Consider the following 17,350-nt stretch of genomic DNA (forward strand, 5'->3'; position numbering starts at 1 on the left):
GGTGTATCCTCCTATTGCTCTTTTATTAATTTAGCTAAGAAATCTAAATCAGTAAGATCTACTATACTTTCTTCGCCATTATTCATATTTTTAAGTTTTGCAGATTTATTAGCAATTTCATCTTCACCTAATACTAAAGTGAATCTTGCTCCTATTTTATTAGCATATTTCATTTGAGCTTTAACACTCTTTTTCATATGATCACATTCACAGTATATTCCATATTTTCTTAAATCGCAAATCAATTTTAATGCTTCAAAATTAGATTTTTCTCCAATAGACCCAACAAATAAATCAATATATATTGGTTTTGGGATTTCTACTCCTTGATTTTCTATTATCATAAGAAGCCTTTCAAGTCCTAATCCAAATCCAAAGGCTGGCATTGAAGGTCCACCAATCTCTTCAATCAGCTTATCATATCTTCCTCCACCACAAACTGTTAATCCATCATGGATTATCTCAAAAACTGTTTTTGTATAATAATCTAAGCCTCTTACGATTTTAGAATCAACATTATATTTTATTCCTAATGCATCTAAGTATCCTTTTAAATTATCAAAATGAGTATTGCACTCTTCACAAATAAAATCCAGTATAGTTGGAGCCTTTTCAGTGATTCCCTTACACTTGTGCTCTTTACAGTCAAGTATTCTCATTGGATTTCTTTCAAATCTAGTTTTACAGGTTGCACAAAGATTGTCGTAATTTTCCTTAAGATACTCTTTAAGTGCGTTATTAAACTTCTCTCTACAGTGTGGACAGCCCAAACTGTTTATATTTAAACTAAGATCATTTAGTCCAAACTCTTCTAAAGCTCTCATTGCAAGTGATATAATTTCAGCATCTATTGATGCTTCTTTAGACCCAAATACTTCTATCCCATATTGATGAAACTGTCTTAGTCTTCCTTTTTGAACATTTTCATATCTAAATGCAGGAGTAAAATAATAAAGCTTTGTAGGCTGTGCATCTGCATACAAGCTACTTTCAATAAAAGCTCTAACTGCTGGCGCAGTTCCTTCTGGCTTTAAAGTCACACTTCTTCCACCTTTATCTTCAAAAGTATACATTTCCTTTTGAACTATATCAGTAGTCTCTCCAACCCCTCTTAAGAATAATTCTGTATGTTCAAACATAGGAGTTCTTATTTCTCTTATGCCATATTCTTTTGATAACTTTCTAAACTTTTCTTCTGCATAATGCCATTTATATGCGTCACTTGGCAGCATATCCTTGGTTCCTTTAGGTGCCTGTATTGATGACATGTTACTACCTCCAAAACTAATATAATGTGTTAAATAAGGCTATTTTGCCTTCTATCATTTCGTCAATTCTATTTATATATTCTTTAACATCCTTAACATTTCCAAATCGCTCTATTCTATTTTCATCTAAAAACACCACTTTTGAGACTGCATCTGCCCCAAGTGCTATAATGGTTTGACTATCTTCAATCATTTGAATATTATATATGCATTCTTTATCAGCGTTTGAATATCCTACGTTCTCCATGTTTCCAACCATATTTTTTTGCCTATACATATAGTATGGGTGCATACCTAAATCTTCAGCCAACTTTTTTGTTTCTTTGTACATTTTATTAAGCTCTTCTTGCTTTGGAATATGTATAGTCTGTTTTAAGACTAAATTCTCATGCAGCCTAGAGCTCCTCTTTATAGACATTCCATGTACTGTTAAACTTTCTGGTTTTAACTCAAGGATTCTTCTATAGGTATTTTCTACTTCTTTCAACCCTTCATTTGGCAATCCAACAATAATATCCATATTTATATTATCAAAGCCTAAACTTCTGGCAAGATTAAATTTGTCTATTACATCATCTACAGTGTGATTTCTACCTATTTCCTTTAAAGTAACATCATTCATAGTCTGAGGATTTATACTTATTCTATCTACTGAATATCTTCTCATCGTTTCGAGTTTTTTTGAAGTTATACTGTCAGGTCTTCCACACTCTACTGTAAATTCTTTAATATTGTTATCTAAAACAAAGCTTTCATAAACTTTCTTCATTATATCTTCAAACTGTTCATCGTCTACTGCTGTAGGTGTACCCCCACCAAAGTATACAGTTTCAATAATCAACTCTTTGCTTTTAACATAATCTTTAATTGAAGCAATCTCTTTTGAGAGGGCATCTAGATAAGGATCAACTTGCTTTTTACATCCACCTATTGGATTAGATGCAAAGGAACAATATAAACATCTTGTAGGACAAAATGGCATTCCAACATATATACTGATGGTTTTTGAATCTTTATTTACAAATTTTTCTTCATACTTAGCCACTTCGATACAAAGTTCAGCTTTTTCTTTTTCCACCAAAAACTCATCAGAATAATGTTTTATTATCTCCTCTTCTGAAACACCTTCGTTTATAAGCTTCAGTGCTCTCTTACTAGGTCTTATTCCAATCATTGTTCCCCACGGATATTTTTCTCCAGTAAGGCTTGATAAAGCAGTAAAAATACTTTTCTTCATTTCCTCTTTTTTACCGTCTTTTATATTTCCTTTAAAAAGAATTTCTTGGTCTTTAAGTAATTCCATATAATCACCATTTATAGACACGCAGAAATCTTCACCCTCCTTAACAAAAGAAATGTCTTGAAAGGTGAAGAAAATATTAAACATTTGATATATATCATATCTATACTTTTCATCATTTAGTTTTATCTTAATTTCCATATGCGCTCCTAACATAAAGGTATAAACTATTCTAAAAATGGATTATTACTTCTTTCGAATCCTATAGTTGTAGTATCCCCATGACCTGGCAATACTCTTACAGAATCATCTAAAACCATAAGCTTTTTTGTGATACTATTTATTAAAGTTGCAAAATCTCCACCTGTAAAGTCAGTTCTTCCTAATGACTGCTGGAATAAAGTATCACCACATATAAGTATGTCGCCTATTAAGAAGCTTATTCCACCTGGAGTATGACCTGGTGTGTGGATACATTTAAGTTTAATTCCTGCAAATTCTAACTCTTGTTCATCAGTTAGATAGTGATTAGCTATCGGCAAATCTCCATAAATATAAGTTTTCTTCTGAATAAGTTGTTCGTCAAGCTCATTTATATAAAACTCTATTCCGTACTTATCCCTAATATCTATAACTGCCCCAGTATGGTCAAAATGTCCATGGGTTATTAAAATAACTACAGGTTTTATATTTTTAGATTCTATAAAATCTATTATCTTTTCACTGTCTGCACCTGGATCTATAATTATACCTTCATTAGTCTCGTCATTTATAACAATATAGCAATTTTCAAAATTTGAGCCTACTGTGATTCTAGCTACATCCATATCAAGACCTCCTTAAAAATTCTTTTTACTATCGAGCATCAAAGTTACCGGCCCATCATTTAATATCTGAACTTTCATATCTGCTCCAAATACTCCTGTTTCTACTTTTATATCTTCACATTTGCACATGTCAACGAACATATCATAAAGTTTTTTTGCTTCCTCTCCTGCAAGCGCCTCCATGAAATTAGGTCTTCTTCCTTTTCTACAGTCACCATATAAAGTAAACTGAGATATTAAAAGAAGTTCGCCCTTCACATCTTGAAGAGATTTATTCATTTTTCCATTTTCATCTTCAAATACTCTAAGATTTATAATTTTATCCTTTATGTACTTTAGGTCATCAACATTATCTTCTTTACTTATACCTAGAAGCACGTTAAAACCAACAGCTATTTTACCTACAACATTATTGTCAACAGCAACAGAAGAGCTACTTACTCTTTGAACAACTGCTCTCATTCTATCACATCCTATTTAACTATTCATTCTATATACATCTAGAACACCTTTGAGTTTTCTAATCTTTCTCATTAGTTCTTTAAGTTGCTCCACATTATCTATCTTTACTTTAATATTTATTAAAGCTGTATTGGTCTTAGTTGAATTTGCATTCAGTCCATTTAGTGGAAGCTTTGATTCTGTAATCACAGTCATAATATCAGCAAGAAGCCCATCTCTATCTTCTGACCTAACTTGAATTTCAGCTGTATAAGCACCTTTTGCTCCACCCCAGTTTACTTCAACTATCTTTTCTGGTTCTTCGCTCATTATTGTTTTAAAGTTAGTGCAATCTTTTCTATGTACCGAAATCCCTCTACCTCTTGTAATAAATCCAACCACTTCATCACCTGGCACTGGATTACAACACTTAGCAAAACGGACCATCAAATTACTTTCACCTTTTACAGTTATTCCATAATTAATATCTTTTTTATGTACTCTTTCACCTTTTGATATATGTTCTTCTATGCTCTTTGTTATCTGCTCATTAGATTGTACTGTCTTATCAGTAACATTATATTCTTTCAATCTAGATATTATTGTAGATGCAGATACCATACCAATACCAACAGCAGCATATATATCATCTACATTTCTAAGATTGTTATACTTCTTTAAGAGTTTTTCATAGCCTTCACCTTTTAAAAGGTCTACAAAATTTACAAGTTGTTTTTTTGCTTCACGTTCTATAATGTCTTTACCTTTATCTATATTTTCTTCTCTTTTTGCTCTCTTAAACCACTGTTTTATCTTGCTCTTAGCTTGATTACTTGTAGCAATATTAAGCCAGTCAATATTTGGTCCCTTGGCAACTGATGATGTAAGGATTTCAACTATTTCACCAGTTTTTAATCTATAATCCAGAGGAACCATTTTACCGTTTACTTTTGATCCTACACACTTATTCCCTACATCAGTATGTATCTTATATGCAAAGTCAATTGGCGTTGCATCATTTGGTAAACTTATAACAATTCCTTTTGGGGTAAAGACAAATATTTCATCTGAAAATAAGTCCATCTTGAAGCCTTCCATGAATTCTTCTGCGTCTGCAGTGTCCTTCTGCCATTCAAGCATATCTCTAAGCCAAGAAAGTTTAGTTTCAAAAGAATCTTCTCTACCTTCTGCCGCACCTTCTTTATACTTCCAATGTGCAGCTATACCATATTCAGCAGTTTTATGCATTTCAAAGGTCCTAATTTGGATTTCAAAAGTCTTTCCTTGATGACCTATTACAGTAGTATGAAGAGATTGATACATGTTAGGTTTAGGCATAGCTATATAATCCTTAAATCTGCCTGGTAATGGCTTATAAATTGTATGAACTATACCTAAAGCTGCATAACAATCCTTAACAGAATTTACTAAGATTCTTATGGCAGTAAGATCAAAGATTTGCTCTATATTCTTGTTCTTATTTACCATTTTTCTATATATGCTATAAAAATGTTTTGGTCTCCCATCTATATCTGAGTCTATACCTGCATTTTCTAGGTTTTCAGTAAGTTCATTTATTATACTTTCAATATAGTTTTCTCTCTCTGCTCTTTTTTCAGCAATTTGTTTTACTAAATCATAATATTCCTCAGAATGTAGATATCTAAACGCTAAATCCTCAAGTTCCCACTTTATTTTAGACATACCAAGTCTATGAGCGAGAGGTGCAAAAATATCTAAGGTTTCCTTAGCTTTTTCCTTTTGTTTTTCTTCAGGCATAAACTTTAAAGTTCTCATATTATGAAGTCTATCAGCAAGCTTTATAATAATCACTCTTATATCTTTTGCCATCGCAAGAAGCATCTTTCTTACATTATCAGCCTGTTGTTCCTCTTTTGTCTTATATCTAATCATATCAAGCTTAGTTACACCTTCAACAAGATTAGCCACTTCCTCATTGAACATGTTTTTTATATCATTATAAGTATAATTCGTATCTTCTATAACATCATGCAAAAGTCCTGCAGCTATAGTATTTGTATCCATACCTAACTCTGCCAGTATTGAAGCTACACTCTCAGGATGAATTATGTATGGTTCACCAGATTCTCTCTTTTGGGTTTTGTGCGCATCTGCAGCCAAATTATATGCTTTTTCTATAAGTGCTAGATCTACGTTATTACAGTTATGTTTAACTTTATCAATTAAAATATCAAGCATACGAATTACACTCCTCGTTCATAATTGTTAAATTCCGTATCTAAAGTCAAAGGCTGGTTTATTAACCAGCCACAAATATATCTACTATTATATTATATATATATCGATTTTTCAATGAATATATAGATGCATGTTTTGTTATTATATATTTTTCTTAGTATTAACTGTTTAGTGAATTTTTTTACACATCATACTGAACTAAAGATGTTATATCATAATTCTTAAGTTTATCTCTTCCGTTAAGATCAGTAAGTTCTATAGCAAAAGCAAGTGATACTACTTCACCACCAACTTGTTCTATAAGCTTAGCAACCGCACCAATAGTACCTCCTGTAGCTAATAAATCATCTACAATGGCAACTCTTGCACCTGGTTTTATAGAATCCTTATGAATCTCTAAGCAATCCTTACCATATTCTAGTTCATATTCTACCGCTACAGTGTCAAAAGGAAGCTTACCCTTTTTTCTAACTGGAACAAAACCAACTCCTAATGCATATGCAACTGGAACTCCAAAAATAAATCCTCTAGCTTCAGGTCCTACCACAACATCAATTTGCTTTTCCTTTAAGTAGTTAGCAATCTCATCAATTGAAGCTCTTAAACCTTCTCCATCACCTATTAAAGTTGTAATATCCTTAAAGCTTATTCCTTCCTTAGGAAAGTTATCAATTATTCTAATTTTACTTTTAATATCCATTTTTATTCCTCCAATAATTATTAATTGATTATGTAATTTTATCTAATCTTTTCATTATATAAGTACTTTGTTATTTGTCTTGCTCTTGATATATCATTGGTCGTTAAAAGCTCTACAACAATTCTAGCATTGTCCTTCTTGTCCACAGCCCCAATTGCAGGAGTTATAACATCTATTATTTTTCTTATACTGTCATAATTAAATTCAACAATATTATAGAATTCCATTATTGCTCTTAGTCCATAATTATTGGTATTATTAAGAAAGTTAGCTCCTTCCTTAATAAAAATAGAATTTTCTCCTTTGTCCTCTGCTTCAGATGAAATTGTTCCAATTAAAATCAAGTCCAAATATCTATTTATACTCTTCATATTATAATATATTGCAATTGCTTGCATCAACTTAAAAGTCACTCCAGAAGCAGATAAACTTTTATATCTATACGAGCATCCTTCTTGACTTGGATTTATATAAATTGCTCGGAAATCAGGTTTCAATCTTCTATTTTCTGTAACAATTAAATCTATACCTAGATTATTACAGAGAATTTCTTGTTCTTTTGATTCTATGCCACAGCCAACAGTTATAAGAAGTTCTGCTCCTAAAAAATGTATGTGATTTTTTAGAGTTTCAGTCTCTAAATTGTGCGAATTGTTTTTTTCATCACTTACATAATACTCAACATCTGCATTTAAGTATTTTAAAACAAGTAAAAGGGAGGCTAAGCCGCACAAACCATCAACATCGCAACCTGAGTATATAACGATCTTTTCTCTTAGGTTTATTGCTTTAACCAATCTTTCTATGGCCTTATTCATATTTTTTATTATAAATGGATTATATCCAGTTATATAGCTAGGGCGATAAATGCTCTCCCAAAATTTTTCCATGACTAACTCCTCCAAAAATAGAAAACAACTATATTATAATTTAAATTTGTAGTTTTGACAAACACTTTTGGAGAAAATATGACAGACCTCCACAATTTACGTGAAGGTCTGCAACTTTTTGTCAAATTATGTGATAAAAAAAGTAATTCTAAGCTGTCTTTACTTTAGCTTTTTCTTTTCTATTCTTAAGCATAACCCAAACTGGACTTGCTATGAATATTGATGAATAAGCACCTGAAACTATACCTATTATAAGAGGGAAAGCAAAATCTCTTACAGAAGGTACAAAGAAGTAAACTGCACTTGTTGTTATTAACGTAGTCAATGCAGTATTAATTGATCTTGCAAAAGTCTGAGTTATACTTCTATTAGCAAGTTCAACATAATGCATTCTTCTATATTTCTTAGTATTTTCTCTTATTCTATCAAAAATTACTATTGTATCACTCATAGAATAACCTATTATTGTAAGAATTGCTGCTATAAACGGAGTGTTAACTGGTATATTAAATACCGAGTATACAGTTAAAGTTATTAGCACGTCGTGAACCAACGCTGCAATTGATGCTATACCAAAATTAAACTCAAATCTTACTGCAACATATAATAGTATTACTACTAACGATATTCCTAATGCAATAAAAGAATTTTTAGTAAGCTCACTACCAACTGACTGACCTATTTCTTGTTTAGTAAACTCTTTATCTTCAATCTTGTACTTATCTTTCAAGTCCTTTGTCAAGTTACCAACTTTAGTGGTATCCATATATTTTGTTTTTACTTCTAGCTGAGTATCATTAACAGTATTTGTAACAGCATCATCCAAATATTTCTTTACTATCGTATCAACTTCCGCTTTGTCAAAAGACTTTTTGAAGTCTATTGTTATTTGCGTACCGCCTCTAAAGTCTATTCCAAAGTTCAATCCACCTCTATAAATCATAAAGCCACTACCAATCGCTATTATTAATAAAGAGGAAATAAACCATATTTTTGTTTTCTCAATAATCTTAAACATCTGCTTTACCCCCTCTTAACTCTAAATAACGATGGTTTGTTTAAGAACCCAGCATTTACTGCTAAATTCATTAATAGCCTAACTATTACAATAGCAGTAAACATACTTAAAATAACACCTATTAAAAGTGTAAGAGCAAATCCTTTTACAGGTCCTGACCCTAAGAAATATAATACAAGTGATGAAATTATGGTAGTTAAATTTGAGTCAACTATTGATGACATAGCGTTGTGGAAACCAGCTTTAACTGATGTTTTTATTGACTTTCCAGTTCTTATTTCTTCTCTAATTCTTTCAAACATAAGTACATTTGCATCTACCGCCATACCTATAGTAAGCAAAAGTGCAGCTATACCAGGTAATGTAAGAGTAACTCCAACACCTATAAACGTGAATAAAACAAGCGCTATAAATAAAGTTAATCCAAGACATGCAATTAATCCTGGTCCTCTGTAGTATAAAAGCATAAACGCAAATATGATACCTATTCCCACAGCTCCTGCTTTTAATGCATTAGGTAATGCATTTGCACCAAGCTGAGCACCTACAGTTTGAGTAGACACTGCTTTTACAGGCATTGGAAGTGCCCCTGCATTTATTATTGCAGCTATTTTATTAGCTTCTTCAGCTGTTTTATTTCCAGTAATTTGAGCTTTTCCATCTATAATTGCATTTTGAACCACTGGGCTTGTAAGAACGTCTTCATCCATTGATATTGAAATCTGCTTTCCAATAAGCTTTGTAGTTGCATCAGCAAATTTTTTCTTTCCAGCATCATTAAATTCTAATGATACAATTATTTGTCCTGTTTGTTGATCTGTTCCTGAAGTTGCTTTTTTAACATCCTTACCAGTTAGTAACACATTTCCGTCAGGATCTTTAAAACTTAACTCTCCAGTTTTACTTAAGCTGTCTACAATACTCTTAGAATCATATTGTCCTGGAATATCAACTCTAATTCTTTTGTTACCTTCAGTTGTTACAACTGTTTCAGCAACACCAGCTTTGTTAACTCTAAGAGAAAGCATTTCTTTTGTTTTATCAAGATCATCTTTACTAACTGTTTTGTCTGATTGGATTTCCATAACTACGGAAACTCCACCTTGTAAATCCAACCCTTTTGTAATTGACTTTTCAAATGATTTGAATTCCCACTGGTTTGACCCAGAACCGACAACAAGACCATGAAAGCCTGCGAATGCTAGAAAAAATATTCCTGCAACGCAGAGAGTAAAAAGTATAATACTTTTGCCTTTGCCTTTTGTTTTCATTTTTATCCCCCTCTGTTAATTCTCATACACTAAATTATAATACCTGCCCCACATTATGTCAATAAATGGGAGGTTTCTATTCCATTGTAACAGCTTTTAGAGCAATCGCGCACTCAATTCTCTTTTTTTGCATCTCACAACCTATTTCATATGGTACATGTATATCGCCATTGAAGTTAAAGTTGTTTGCTTGACAACCACCGCTGCAATAAAATCTTGCCCAACATTCTTTGCATTTTGGTTTATTGTAAATATGCGCTGTTTTAAATTCTTGTTCTAAATCGCTATCAATTTCTAAAGTATCTAAGTTACCGATAAGGAAATCCTTATTTCCTACAAATTGATGACATGGGTAAATTTCTCCATCAGGGGTTATAGCAACATATTCATGCCCTGCACCACATCCAGATATTCTCTTATATACACATGGTCCACCATTTAAATCAATATTAAAATGATAGAATGTAAATTGGTCTTTTCCATCTTTATACCTTTTAACCATTTCATCATAAAGTTTATCATATTGATCAAATATAACTGGTAAATCTTCTCTTCTGAGTGAAAGTTCATGTTCATCAGGAAGAACAACTGGTTCTATGGATATTTCTTTAAATCCTTCATTAGCTAAAGCCATTACATCTTCAAAGAAATCTGTATTATTTCTTGTGAAAGTACCTCTAGCATAATATTGCTTAGACTTATCTCTCTTATCCACCATTTGCTTTATTTTAGGTAATATTCTATCGTAACTGCCACTTCCATCTACTCTTACTCTTACAGCATCATTGATATTTTTCCTACCATCTATAGACAGTATTATATTCCCCATATTTTTATCAATATATTCCATTATTTCATCATTTAATAATGTTGCATTTGTTGTCATTGTAAATCGAATATTCTTTTTATGTATCTTCTCTTGTACTCTAGCATAATCAACTATTTCTTTAATAGTATCAAATACCATAAGTGGTTCACCACCGAAAAGATCCACTTCTATATTTTTTCTTGGGCCTGACTTCTTTATAACCCAATCTATTGCCTTTTTACCTGTTTCTGCACTCATTGGTTTTCTGCAACCTTTATACTCGCCTTCATCTGCAAAACAGTATTTGCATCTAAGGTTACAATCATGCACTACATTTAAGCAAAGGGCTTTTATGTAGCTATCATCTCTATCACTCATTGCTATATCCTCATATAAATCCTTAGAATATAACATACCTTCCTCAATTAATTCATTTATATCATAAAAAGCTTCTTCTATTTCTTCCTTTGTGTAAATTCCTGAAAAATCATTTATTAATTGCTCTCTATCTCTTAACTTCTCATCATCTATAAGATCATAAATAAGCTTGTCAACTATATGAACGCTGCCAGAATTTACATCAATCACATAATATTCATTACCTTTAGTAAATTTGTGGATTAATGCCAATTTAAATTCCTCCTAACTAGATTTATGGCAGTAACTTAAAAGTTACTGCCACTACTTCATTATTTTATAATTAATTTTCACACGCTAAGTTAGCTACTGTACATGAAGTCTTACACGCTGATTGGCATGAATTAGCACATTCCTTACATCCTGGCTTACAAAGACTGTTCTTAAGGCTTGATCTGTTTATTGTTTTAATATGCTTCATTTCATACTCCTCCATTCTATTCGATTACCACGTTATTATATCACATAAAATAGGTATAATAAAGACTTTTTATAGATTTATTCCTAACATTCCAGATAATGCTCCTACTGCCAAAGCAAGTAGACCTCTCCAAAGGTCATTTATTGACAAAGCAATATTACCTTTAAACACAGCGGAGATAATCAAAACAATAATAAAATAGCAAAGACCAACACCAAATCCTACAAGCCAACCTTTTTCACCGTTCTTACGGGAAGAGTATATAGCACCTAGTAAAATACTTAAGCAAGTGATAACTACCCACATCACGCTTAAGGCTTTAAGACTTAGTAAACTAAAGCTCATTATTATACTAATTATTACAACAAAAATCATAGTAGCAATGAGCGCTCTCAAAACTCCTTTTGCAACATTTGCAAAATATCTGCTCCACTCCAAAATAAACACCCCCTATCCACTAAATTCTATGTGGACAAGGGGTGTAATATAACCTATTTATTATCTTCTTTTGTATTTATAACATTAGCTACGCCTTGTTTTGAAAGCTTTATTCTAGCTCTATCAGGACCACTCTCTAATATTATGTAATCATCTTGAAGATTCACTACTTTACCGATGATACCACCTTTACTAATGATCTCATCATTAATTTTTAAATTATTTAACATTGCTTGAAATTGTTTTTTTCTTTTTCTTTCCGGTATTATTAGGAAAGCATAAAAAACCACGAATACTACTACTAGCGATAAAAGTTGAATAAGATTTCCGCCCATGTTATTCCTCCTCAATAAATTTATAAATTATATTAGGCTCTTCCTCCCCATTCTTCAAGCTTTTGTCTCTTGAAGTCTGCAAAGTATCCGCCATCAATAGCATCTCTTATATCTTGCATTAAAGTATTATAGAAATATAAATTATGTAGTACACACAATCTCATCGCAAGCATCTCTTTAGCTTTAAATAAATGTCTTATATACGCCCTTGTATAATTCTTACAAGTTGGACATTGACATCCCTCATCAATAGGTCTCGCATCTGTCTCGAACTGTGCATTCATTATATTTATCTTACCATTCTTAGTAAACACATGTCCATGTCTTCCATTTCTAGCTGGAAGTACACAATCGAAAAAGTCTACACCTCTTTCAACCGCTTCAAGTATATTACTTGGCAGTCCTACCCCCATAAGATATATCGGTTTATCTTCTGGCAGATGTGGAACTACAGCATCAATAATTCTATACATTTCTTCATGAGTTTCTCCAACAGCTAAACCTCCAATAGCATAACCATCCAAATCCATCTTAGCTATCGTTTTTGCGTGCTCAACTCTTATATCATCATAAACCCCACCTTGATTTATCCCGAATAGAAGTTGTTCTTTATTTATTGTATCCTCTAAAGAATTAAGTCTTTTCATTTCTTTTACGCATCTTTCAAGCCATCTTGTAGTTCGTTCTACAGATGCTTCGACGTACTCTCTAGGTGAAGGATTAGAAACACATTCATCGAAAGCCATAGCAATAGTTGATGCAAGATTACTCTGTATCTGCATACTTTCTTCTGGTCCCATAAAAATCTTCCTACCATCTAGATGTGAGTTAAAATAAACTCCTTCTTCCTTAATTTTTCTCATACTTGATAAAGAAAATACTTGAAAACCACCTGAATCGGTAAGAATTGGTCTATCCCAATTCATAAACTTATGTAATCCACCCATCTTTTTAACAACCTTATCACTTGGTCTTAAATGTAAGTGGTATGTATTTGAAAGTTCCACCTGGCAATTTATCTCTTTTAAGTCCATTGAAGATACAGCACCTTTAATAGCCGCTAAAGTCCCTACATTCATAAATACAGGTGTCTGTATGGTTCCATGAGGAGTATCAAATTGCCCTCTTCTTGCTCTTCCATCTTTTTTTAGTAAAGTATATCTCTTAGTCAAAGTTCCACTTCCTTATCTAACTTTTAGTGTATAAACATAGCATCTCCAAAGGAGAAAAATCTATAGCCTTCTTTAACAGCTATATTATAAGCATTTAGTATATTTTCTTTACCTGCCAATGCGCTAACTAGCATTATAAGAGTAGATTCTGGCAGATGAAAATTTGTTATCAAAGCATCTACAACCTTGTATTTATATCCAGGATATATAAATATATCTGTCCACCCGCTAGACTCTTTTAATACCCCTTCGCTATCAGCTATAGTCTCCAAAGTCCTAGTGGAAGTAGTTCCAACTGCTATTACTCTCTTCCCTGCTTCTTTTGTATTATTTATAATTTCAGCAGCTTCTTTAGAAAGCTGATAAAATTCTGAGTGCATATTATGATTTTCTACATCTTCAACCTTAACTGGCCTAAATGTTCCAAGACCAACATGAAGAGTAAGATACACTACATTTACACCTCTTTGTTTTATCTCTTCAAGCAATTCCTTTGTAAAATGCAAACCTGCTGTAGGTGCTGCTGCAGATCCCTTTTCCTTTGAATATACTGTTTGATATCTTTCTTTATCTTCTAATTTCTCATGTATATATGGTGGAAGAGGCATTTGCCCTAATTCATCCAAAACCTGTTCAAATATACCATCATAGCTAAACTCAATAATTCTATTTCCTTCTTCAGCTATATCTTTAACCACAGCTGTTAGTTTGCCATCTCCAAAGGTAAATTTTGTACCCACCTTAGCTCTTTTGCCAGGCTTTGCAAGACATTCCCATCTATCATTATCTACTCTTTTGAGAAGCAAAAACTCAATCTTACCTTTAGAGTCTTCTTTTTCACCGATAAGCCTTGCAGGCAGCACTCTAGTATTATTAAGTACTAAAGTATCACCTTCATTAAAGTAATCTAAAACATCATGAAATATCTTATGTTGTATTTCTCCACTATTCTTATCAAGAACCATAAGCCTTGAAGAATCTCTTTCTTCTAAAGGAACCTGTGCTATAAGTTCTTCTGGTAAATCAAAATAAAAATCACTTGCTTTCATTTTATCCTCTCCTACTTGTCAAATAAGCTAGATTGCCTAACGTCTCCATTATTCTTTGTTTTGCTTCTACCCAAGTGCTTGTATGCTTTATCAGTAGCAACTCTCCCCCTTGGTGTCCTAACTATAAATCCCCTTTGAAGGAGATATGGTTCATATACATCTTCGATAGTATCAAATTCTTCGCCTATAAAATAAGCTAAGGTCTCAATTCCAACAGGACCTCCGCTAAAATTATCAATAATAGCTTCTAGTATCCCATTATCAATTCGATCAAACCCTTGACTATCAACTTCTAAAAGCTCTAGAGCGTCCCTTGCAGCATCTATATCTACAATATTATTCCCCTTAACCTCTGAATAATCTCTAACCCTTTTTAGAAGTCTGTTAGCGATTCTTGGTGTACCTCTAGATCTTCTTGCTATCTCGAAAGCACCTTCTTCTGTCATTTCACAATCAAGTATACTAGCCGACCTCACTATAATTTCTTTTAATTGTATATCAGTGTAATACTCCATGGAACAGAGCACTCCAAATCTATCACGAAGCGGCGCAGTTAACATTCCAATTCTTGTAGTAGCACCTATCAATGTAAACTTAGGCAAGTCTATCCTAATTGATTTAGCTGATGCTCCTTTTCCTATCACTATATCCAAAGCATAATCTTCCATAGCAGGATACAGTATCTCTTCAACACTTCTGTTAAGTCTATGAATTTCATCAATAAAAAGCACATCATTATCATTTAGTGTTGTAAGTATAGCAGCAAGATCTCCAGCTCTTTCGATTGCAGGACCAGAAGTAACTTTCAAATTACCACCCATTTCTTTTGCTATAATGTTTGCTAAAGTTGTTTTCCCAAGTCCTGGTGGCCCATATAGCAAAGCATGATCTAGCGCTTCTCCCCTATTTCTGGCAGCCTGTATAAAAATACTCAGTCTTTCCTTAACCTTATCCTGGCCTATGTATTCACTCAATTTCTGAGGTCTTAAGCTATATTCAGAATTAAATTCTTCTTCATTCTTGTTAGATGATGTTATCCTATCTTCCAAATACGTTCACCTCTTAATTCATAAGTACTTTTAAACAGTTTTTAACTATATTCTCTAAACTATCATTTTGTTTAACACTACCAAGAGCTCTCTGAGCTTCCTTCTCAGTATATCCTAATGCTAGTAATGCTGATAAAGCTTCAGATATATTTGAAGAGTAACTATTGTCATCTTCACAAAGATTCTTTTCTAAATCACTTGGCATTAAATCTTCATTAGGCTTAAGCTTATCCCTAAGCTCAAGTATTATTCTTTGCGCAGTCTTCTTTCCTACTCCAGGCGCTCTTGTAATATGTTTTTCATCACCAGTCATTATAGCGTACTTCAAATTTAAAGGTGAGCTTATGGACAATAGGGACAACGCAGCTTTTGATCCCACACCATTAATAGTTAACAATAATTTAAATAAGTCTAATTCTTCCTTCGTTAAAAAACCATATAGACCTATAAAATCTTCCCTAACTATCTGCTCTAAAAACAACTTTACTTCCTCATCGACTTTAGGCATTTTTGCAAGTGTACTTCCTGATGTAAAAATTTTATATCCAATTCCGTTATTCTCCAAAACAGCATAGTCTTTATTTATGCCTTTATATTTACCAATCATATACTCGTACATTAAAATACCTCCAAATGCCTATCAAACAGTTTTAAACCTACATATTACTTTAACATTTTACCTTATTTTTATCAACAGAGGAAATCTATTTATTGATATTGAATTTTATGACAGCTTACTTTCAGTATTTGCCTAAAAATTATAGTTAACTATTAGGAAGCCCTCTAAATTAATAGTTAACAAAATTATAACTTAGTTTTATTAAATAAAACGGATTATCGATTCCGCTTAAGCATATAAACTAAAAACCAAAAATAAAAGGCTTAGTAGAAAAGCACATTAAAAATCTATACCTACTAAGCCCTAATTTATTTTTTATTATAATAAAACAAGAATATTTTTAAGAGTTGTTATGAAATTAAACCAAAACATCTTCCACTCTTTAATAAATTTTTCAAAGAATTAATATATTACCTTTGACCATAACTTCTTAAAAATTCAGTCAAAAATCCAACCATTTTCTTGTAGTTTAAAACAATTACTAGAAATATCCACTAGCTGCCTCTTCAGCATCATCTCTAGTGTTAAACTGCTTTTTAAAACTCACTATATCTTTTTTATCTTGTTCAGGTAAAGTACTTACTTTCTTTTTATCTGTATAGATATCCGAAGCTGGATTTTCTATATAAGGCACTCCTTTATCATCTGTTTTATATATAGCAAAAAAATCGTTTTTTTCCCCTAAATAATATTTCTTAGGCTGAAGTTTGCTTACAAATGATCTGCTAAGAATTATTTGAGAATCATTCATGCTCTCTATAGTATAATTTAAATCCTTAAAATGTTTTTCTAACTGTTCCTTATTTAATCCTTGTTCTAATCCTAAATCTTTTTTTAGTTCCTTTACAGTATACTCTCCATCAATAACAAATTCGTTTGAACTTTGATTTTTAGTTTTAAGTATCAACTTCAGACTATCTTTCAAATAGCCAGTTTCCGAATTATATACAACATTACTTCCACTTGTCTTCTTATCAGCTAAGTATGATCTAGTAATATAACAGCTTAGTAAAAATACCATGGAAGAAATTAACATAAAAATTGATATTTTTAATAAATTTTTCTTCATATAATCACCTCTATTGGATATTTTTGACTACTAATAAAAATTCTATACATATTTTTGTAATCAATGGTATTTAAACTTTAAGTTTTGTAAATAATACA

General features: G+C 32.1%; 18 protein-coding genes. All 18 read right to left on the reverse strand.

Going from position 1 to position 17,350, the window contains the following annotated elements; all coding sequences use genetic code 11:
* Positions 1–11: 11 nt before the first annotated feature.
* The 18 genes from hisS to JHL18_RS01505 all read right to left on the reverse strand — a co-directional run bounded on the left by hisS (position 12) and on the right by JHL18_RS01505 (position 17,252).
* Complete coding sequence (gene hisS / locus JHL18_RS01420) at positions 12–1,268, reverse strand: histidine--tRNA ligase (RefSeq protein WP_200265852.1); 1,257 nt, start codon at positions 1,266–1,268, stop codon at positions 12–14.
* Positions 1,269–1,284: 16 nt separating this feature from the next.
* Positions 1,285–2,709, reverse strand: coding sequence for a coproporphyrinogen III oxidase (locus JHL18_RS01425; RefSeq protein ID WP_200265853.1), 1,425 nt, complete (start codon positions 2,707–2,709; stop codon positions 1,285–1,287).
* Positions 2,710–2,735: 26 nt separating this feature from the next.
* Positions 2,736–3,335 carry an MBL fold metallo-hydrolase gene (locus tag JHL18_RS01430; protein WP_200265854.1) on the reverse strand — a complete coding sequence of 200 codons (600 nt, stop codon included), beginning with the start codon at positions 3,333–3,335 and terminating at the stop codon, positions 2,736–2,738.
* Positions 3,336–3,347: 12 nt separating this feature from the next.
* Positions 3,348–3,797, reverse strand: a complete 450-nt coding sequence (gene dtd / locus JHL18_RS01435) for a D-aminoacyl-tRNA deacylase (protein WP_200265855.1) — start codon at positions 3,795–3,797, stop codon at positions 3,348–3,350.
* Between the two features lie 15 nt (positions 3,798–3,812).
* Complete coding sequence (locus JHL18_RS01440; RefSeq protein ID WP_200265856.1) at positions 3,813–5,996, reverse strand: RelA/SpoT family protein; 2,184 nt, start codon at positions 5,994–5,996, stop codon at positions 3,813–3,815.
* 181 nt (positions 5,997–6,177) lie between these two features.
* Positions 6,178–6,696 carry an adenine phosphoribosyltransferase gene (locus JHL18_RS01445; protein WP_200265857.1) on the reverse strand — a complete coding sequence of 173 codons (519 nt, stop codon included), beginning with the start codon at positions 6,694–6,696 and terminating at the stop codon, positions 6,178–6,180.
* Positions 6,697–6,734: 38 nt separating this feature from the next.
* Entirely contained in the window at positions 6,735–7,586 is an 852-nt protein-coding gene (locus JHL18_RS01450; protein ID WP_200265858.1) for a DHH family phosphoesterase, read from the reverse strand.
* A 148-nt stretch (positions 7,587–7,734) separates the two neighbouring features.
* Entirely contained in the window at positions 7,735–8,604 is an 870-nt protein-coding gene (gene secF, locus JHL18_RS01455) for a protein translocase subunit SecF (RefSeq protein ID WP_200265859.1), read from the reverse strand.
* Positions 8,605–8,609: 5 nt separating this feature from the next.
* Positions 8,610–9,875: a protein translocase subunit SecD gene (secD, locus tag JHL18_RS01460; protein WP_200265860.1), complete on the reverse strand. Its 1,266-nt coding sequence runs from the start codon at positions 9,873–9,875 to the stop codon at positions 8,610–8,612.
* Positions 9,876–9,951: 76 nt separating this feature from the next.
* Entirely contained in the window at positions 9,952–11,313 is a 1,362-nt protein-coding gene (gene scfB / locus JHL18_RS01465) for a thioether cross-link-forming SCIFF peptide maturase (protein ID WP_200265861.1), read from the reverse strand.
* A gap of 70 nt (positions 11,314–11,383) precedes the next feature.
* The gene (scfA, locus tag JHL18_RS01470) at positions 11,384–11,521 is read right to left on the reverse strand and encodes a six-cysteine ranthipeptide SCIFF (protein ID WP_128212712.1); all 138 of its coding nucleotides are present in this window, start codon (positions 11,519–11,521) and stop codon (positions 11,384–11,386) included.
* A 69-nt stretch (positions 11,522–11,590) separates the two neighbouring features.
* The gene (locus JHL18_RS01475) at positions 11,591–11,959 is read right to left on the reverse strand and encodes a TIGR04086 family membrane protein (RefSeq protein WP_200265862.1); all 369 of its coding nucleotides are present in this window, start codon (positions 11,957–11,959) and stop codon (positions 11,591–11,593) included.
* A gap of 53 nt (positions 11,960–12,012) precedes the next feature.
* A complete protein-coding gene (yajC, locus tag JHL18_RS01480) occupies positions 12,013–12,294 on the reverse strand; it encodes a preprotein translocase subunit YajC (RefSeq protein WP_200265863.1) in 282 nt (93 codons plus the stop codon).
* A gap of 32 nt (positions 12,295–12,326) precedes the next feature.
* On the reverse strand, positions 12,327–13,466 hold the full coding sequence (gene tgt / locus JHL18_RS01485; protein WP_200265864.1) for a tRNA guanosine(34) transglycosylase Tgt: 1,140 nt from the start codon (positions 13,464–13,466) through the stop codon (positions 12,327–12,329).
* A gap of 23 nt (positions 13,467–13,489) precedes the next feature.
* Entirely contained in the window at positions 13,490–14,515 is a 1,026-nt protein-coding gene (gene queA / locus JHL18_RS01490) for a tRNA preQ1(34) S-adenosylmethionine ribosyltransferase-isomerase QueA (protein ID WP_200265865.1), read from the reverse strand.
* An 11-nt stretch (positions 14,516–14,526) separates the two neighbouring features.
* On the reverse strand, positions 14,527–15,564 hold the full coding sequence (gene ruvB / locus JHL18_RS01495) for a Holliday junction branch migration DNA helicase RuvB (RefSeq protein ID WP_200265866.1): 1,038 nt from the start codon (positions 15,562–15,564) through the stop codon (positions 14,527–14,529).
* A 13-nt stretch (positions 15,565–15,577) separates the two neighbouring features.
* Positions 15,578–16,183, reverse strand: coding sequence for a Holliday junction branch migration protein RuvA (ruvA, locus tag JHL18_RS01500; protein WP_200265867.1), 606 nt, complete (start codon positions 16,181–16,183; stop codon positions 15,578–15,580).
* Positions 16,184–16,664: 481 nt separating this feature from the next.
* Positions 16,665–17,252, reverse strand: a complete 588-nt coding sequence (locus JHL18_RS01505) for a hypothetical protein (RefSeq protein WP_200265868.1) — start codon at positions 17,250–17,252, stop codon at positions 16,665–16,667.
* Between the last annotated feature and the right edge of the window lie 98 nt (positions 17,253–17,350).

The organism is Clostridium yunnanense, assembly GCF_016595795.1.
GTDB classification, from domain to species: Bacteria; Bacillota; Clostridia; order Clostridiales; family Clostridiaceae; genus Clostridium_AR; species Clostridium_AR yunnanense.

What these genes read in the sequence shown, in the direction of transcription:
- hisS (WP_200265852.1), bottom strand. Translation starts at nt 1,268, where the DNA reads ATGTCATCAATACAGGCACCTAAAGGAACCAAGGATATGCTGCCAAGT.
- JHL18_RS01425 (WP_200265853.1), bottom strand. Translation starts at nt 2,709, where the DNA reads ATGGAAATTAAGATAAAACTAAATGATGAAAAGTATAGATATGATATA.
- JHL18_RS01430 (WP_200265854.1), bottom strand. Translation starts at nt 3,335, where the DNA reads ATGGATGTAGCTAGAATCACAGTAGGCTCAAATTTTGAAAATTGCTAT.
- dtd (WP_200265855.1), bottom strand. Translation starts at nt 3,797, where the DNA reads ATGAGAGCAGTTGTTCAAAGAGTAAGTAGCTCTTCTGTTGCTGTTGAC.
- JHL18_RS01440 (WP_200265856.1), bottom strand. Translation starts at nt 5,996, where the DNA reads ATGCTTGATATTTTAATTGATAAAGTTAAACATAACTGTAATAACGTA.
- JHL18_RS01445 (WP_200265857.1), bottom strand. Translation starts at nt 6,696, where the DNA reads ATGGATATTAAAAGTAAAATTAGAATAATTGATAACTTTCCTAAGGAA.
- JHL18_RS01450 (WP_200265858.1), bottom strand. Translation starts at nt 7,586, where the DNA reads ATGGAAAAATTTTGGGAGAGCATTTATCGCCCTAGCTATATAACTGGA.
- secF (WP_200265859.1), bottom strand. Translation starts at nt 8,604, where the DNA reads ATGTTTAAGATTATTGAGAAAACAAAAATATGGTTTATTTCCTCTTTA.
- secD (WP_200265860.1), bottom strand. Translation starts at nt 9,875, where the DNA reads ATGAAAACAAAAGGCAAAGGCAAAAGTATTATACTTTTTACTCTCTGC.
- scfA (WP_128212712.1), bottom strand. Translation starts at nt 11,521, where the DNA reads ATGAAGCATATTAAAACAATAAACAGATCAAGCCTTAAGAACAGTCTT.
- yajC (WP_200265863.1), bottom strand. Translation starts at nt 12,294, where the DNA reads ATGGGCGGAAATCTTATTCAACTTTTATCGCTAGTAGTAGTATTCGTG.
- queA (WP_200265865.1), bottom strand. Translation starts at nt 14,515, where the DNA reads ATGAAAGCAAGTGATTTTTATTTTGATTTACCAGAAGAACTTATAGCA.
- ruvA (WP_200265867.1), bottom strand. Translation starts at nt 16,183, where the DNA reads ATGTACGAGTATATGATTGGTAAATATAAAGGCATAAATAAAGACTAT.
- JHL18_RS01505 (WP_200265868.1), bottom strand. Translation starts at nt 17,252, where the DNA reads ATGAAGAAAAATTTATTAAAAATATCAATTTTTATGTTAATTTCTTCC.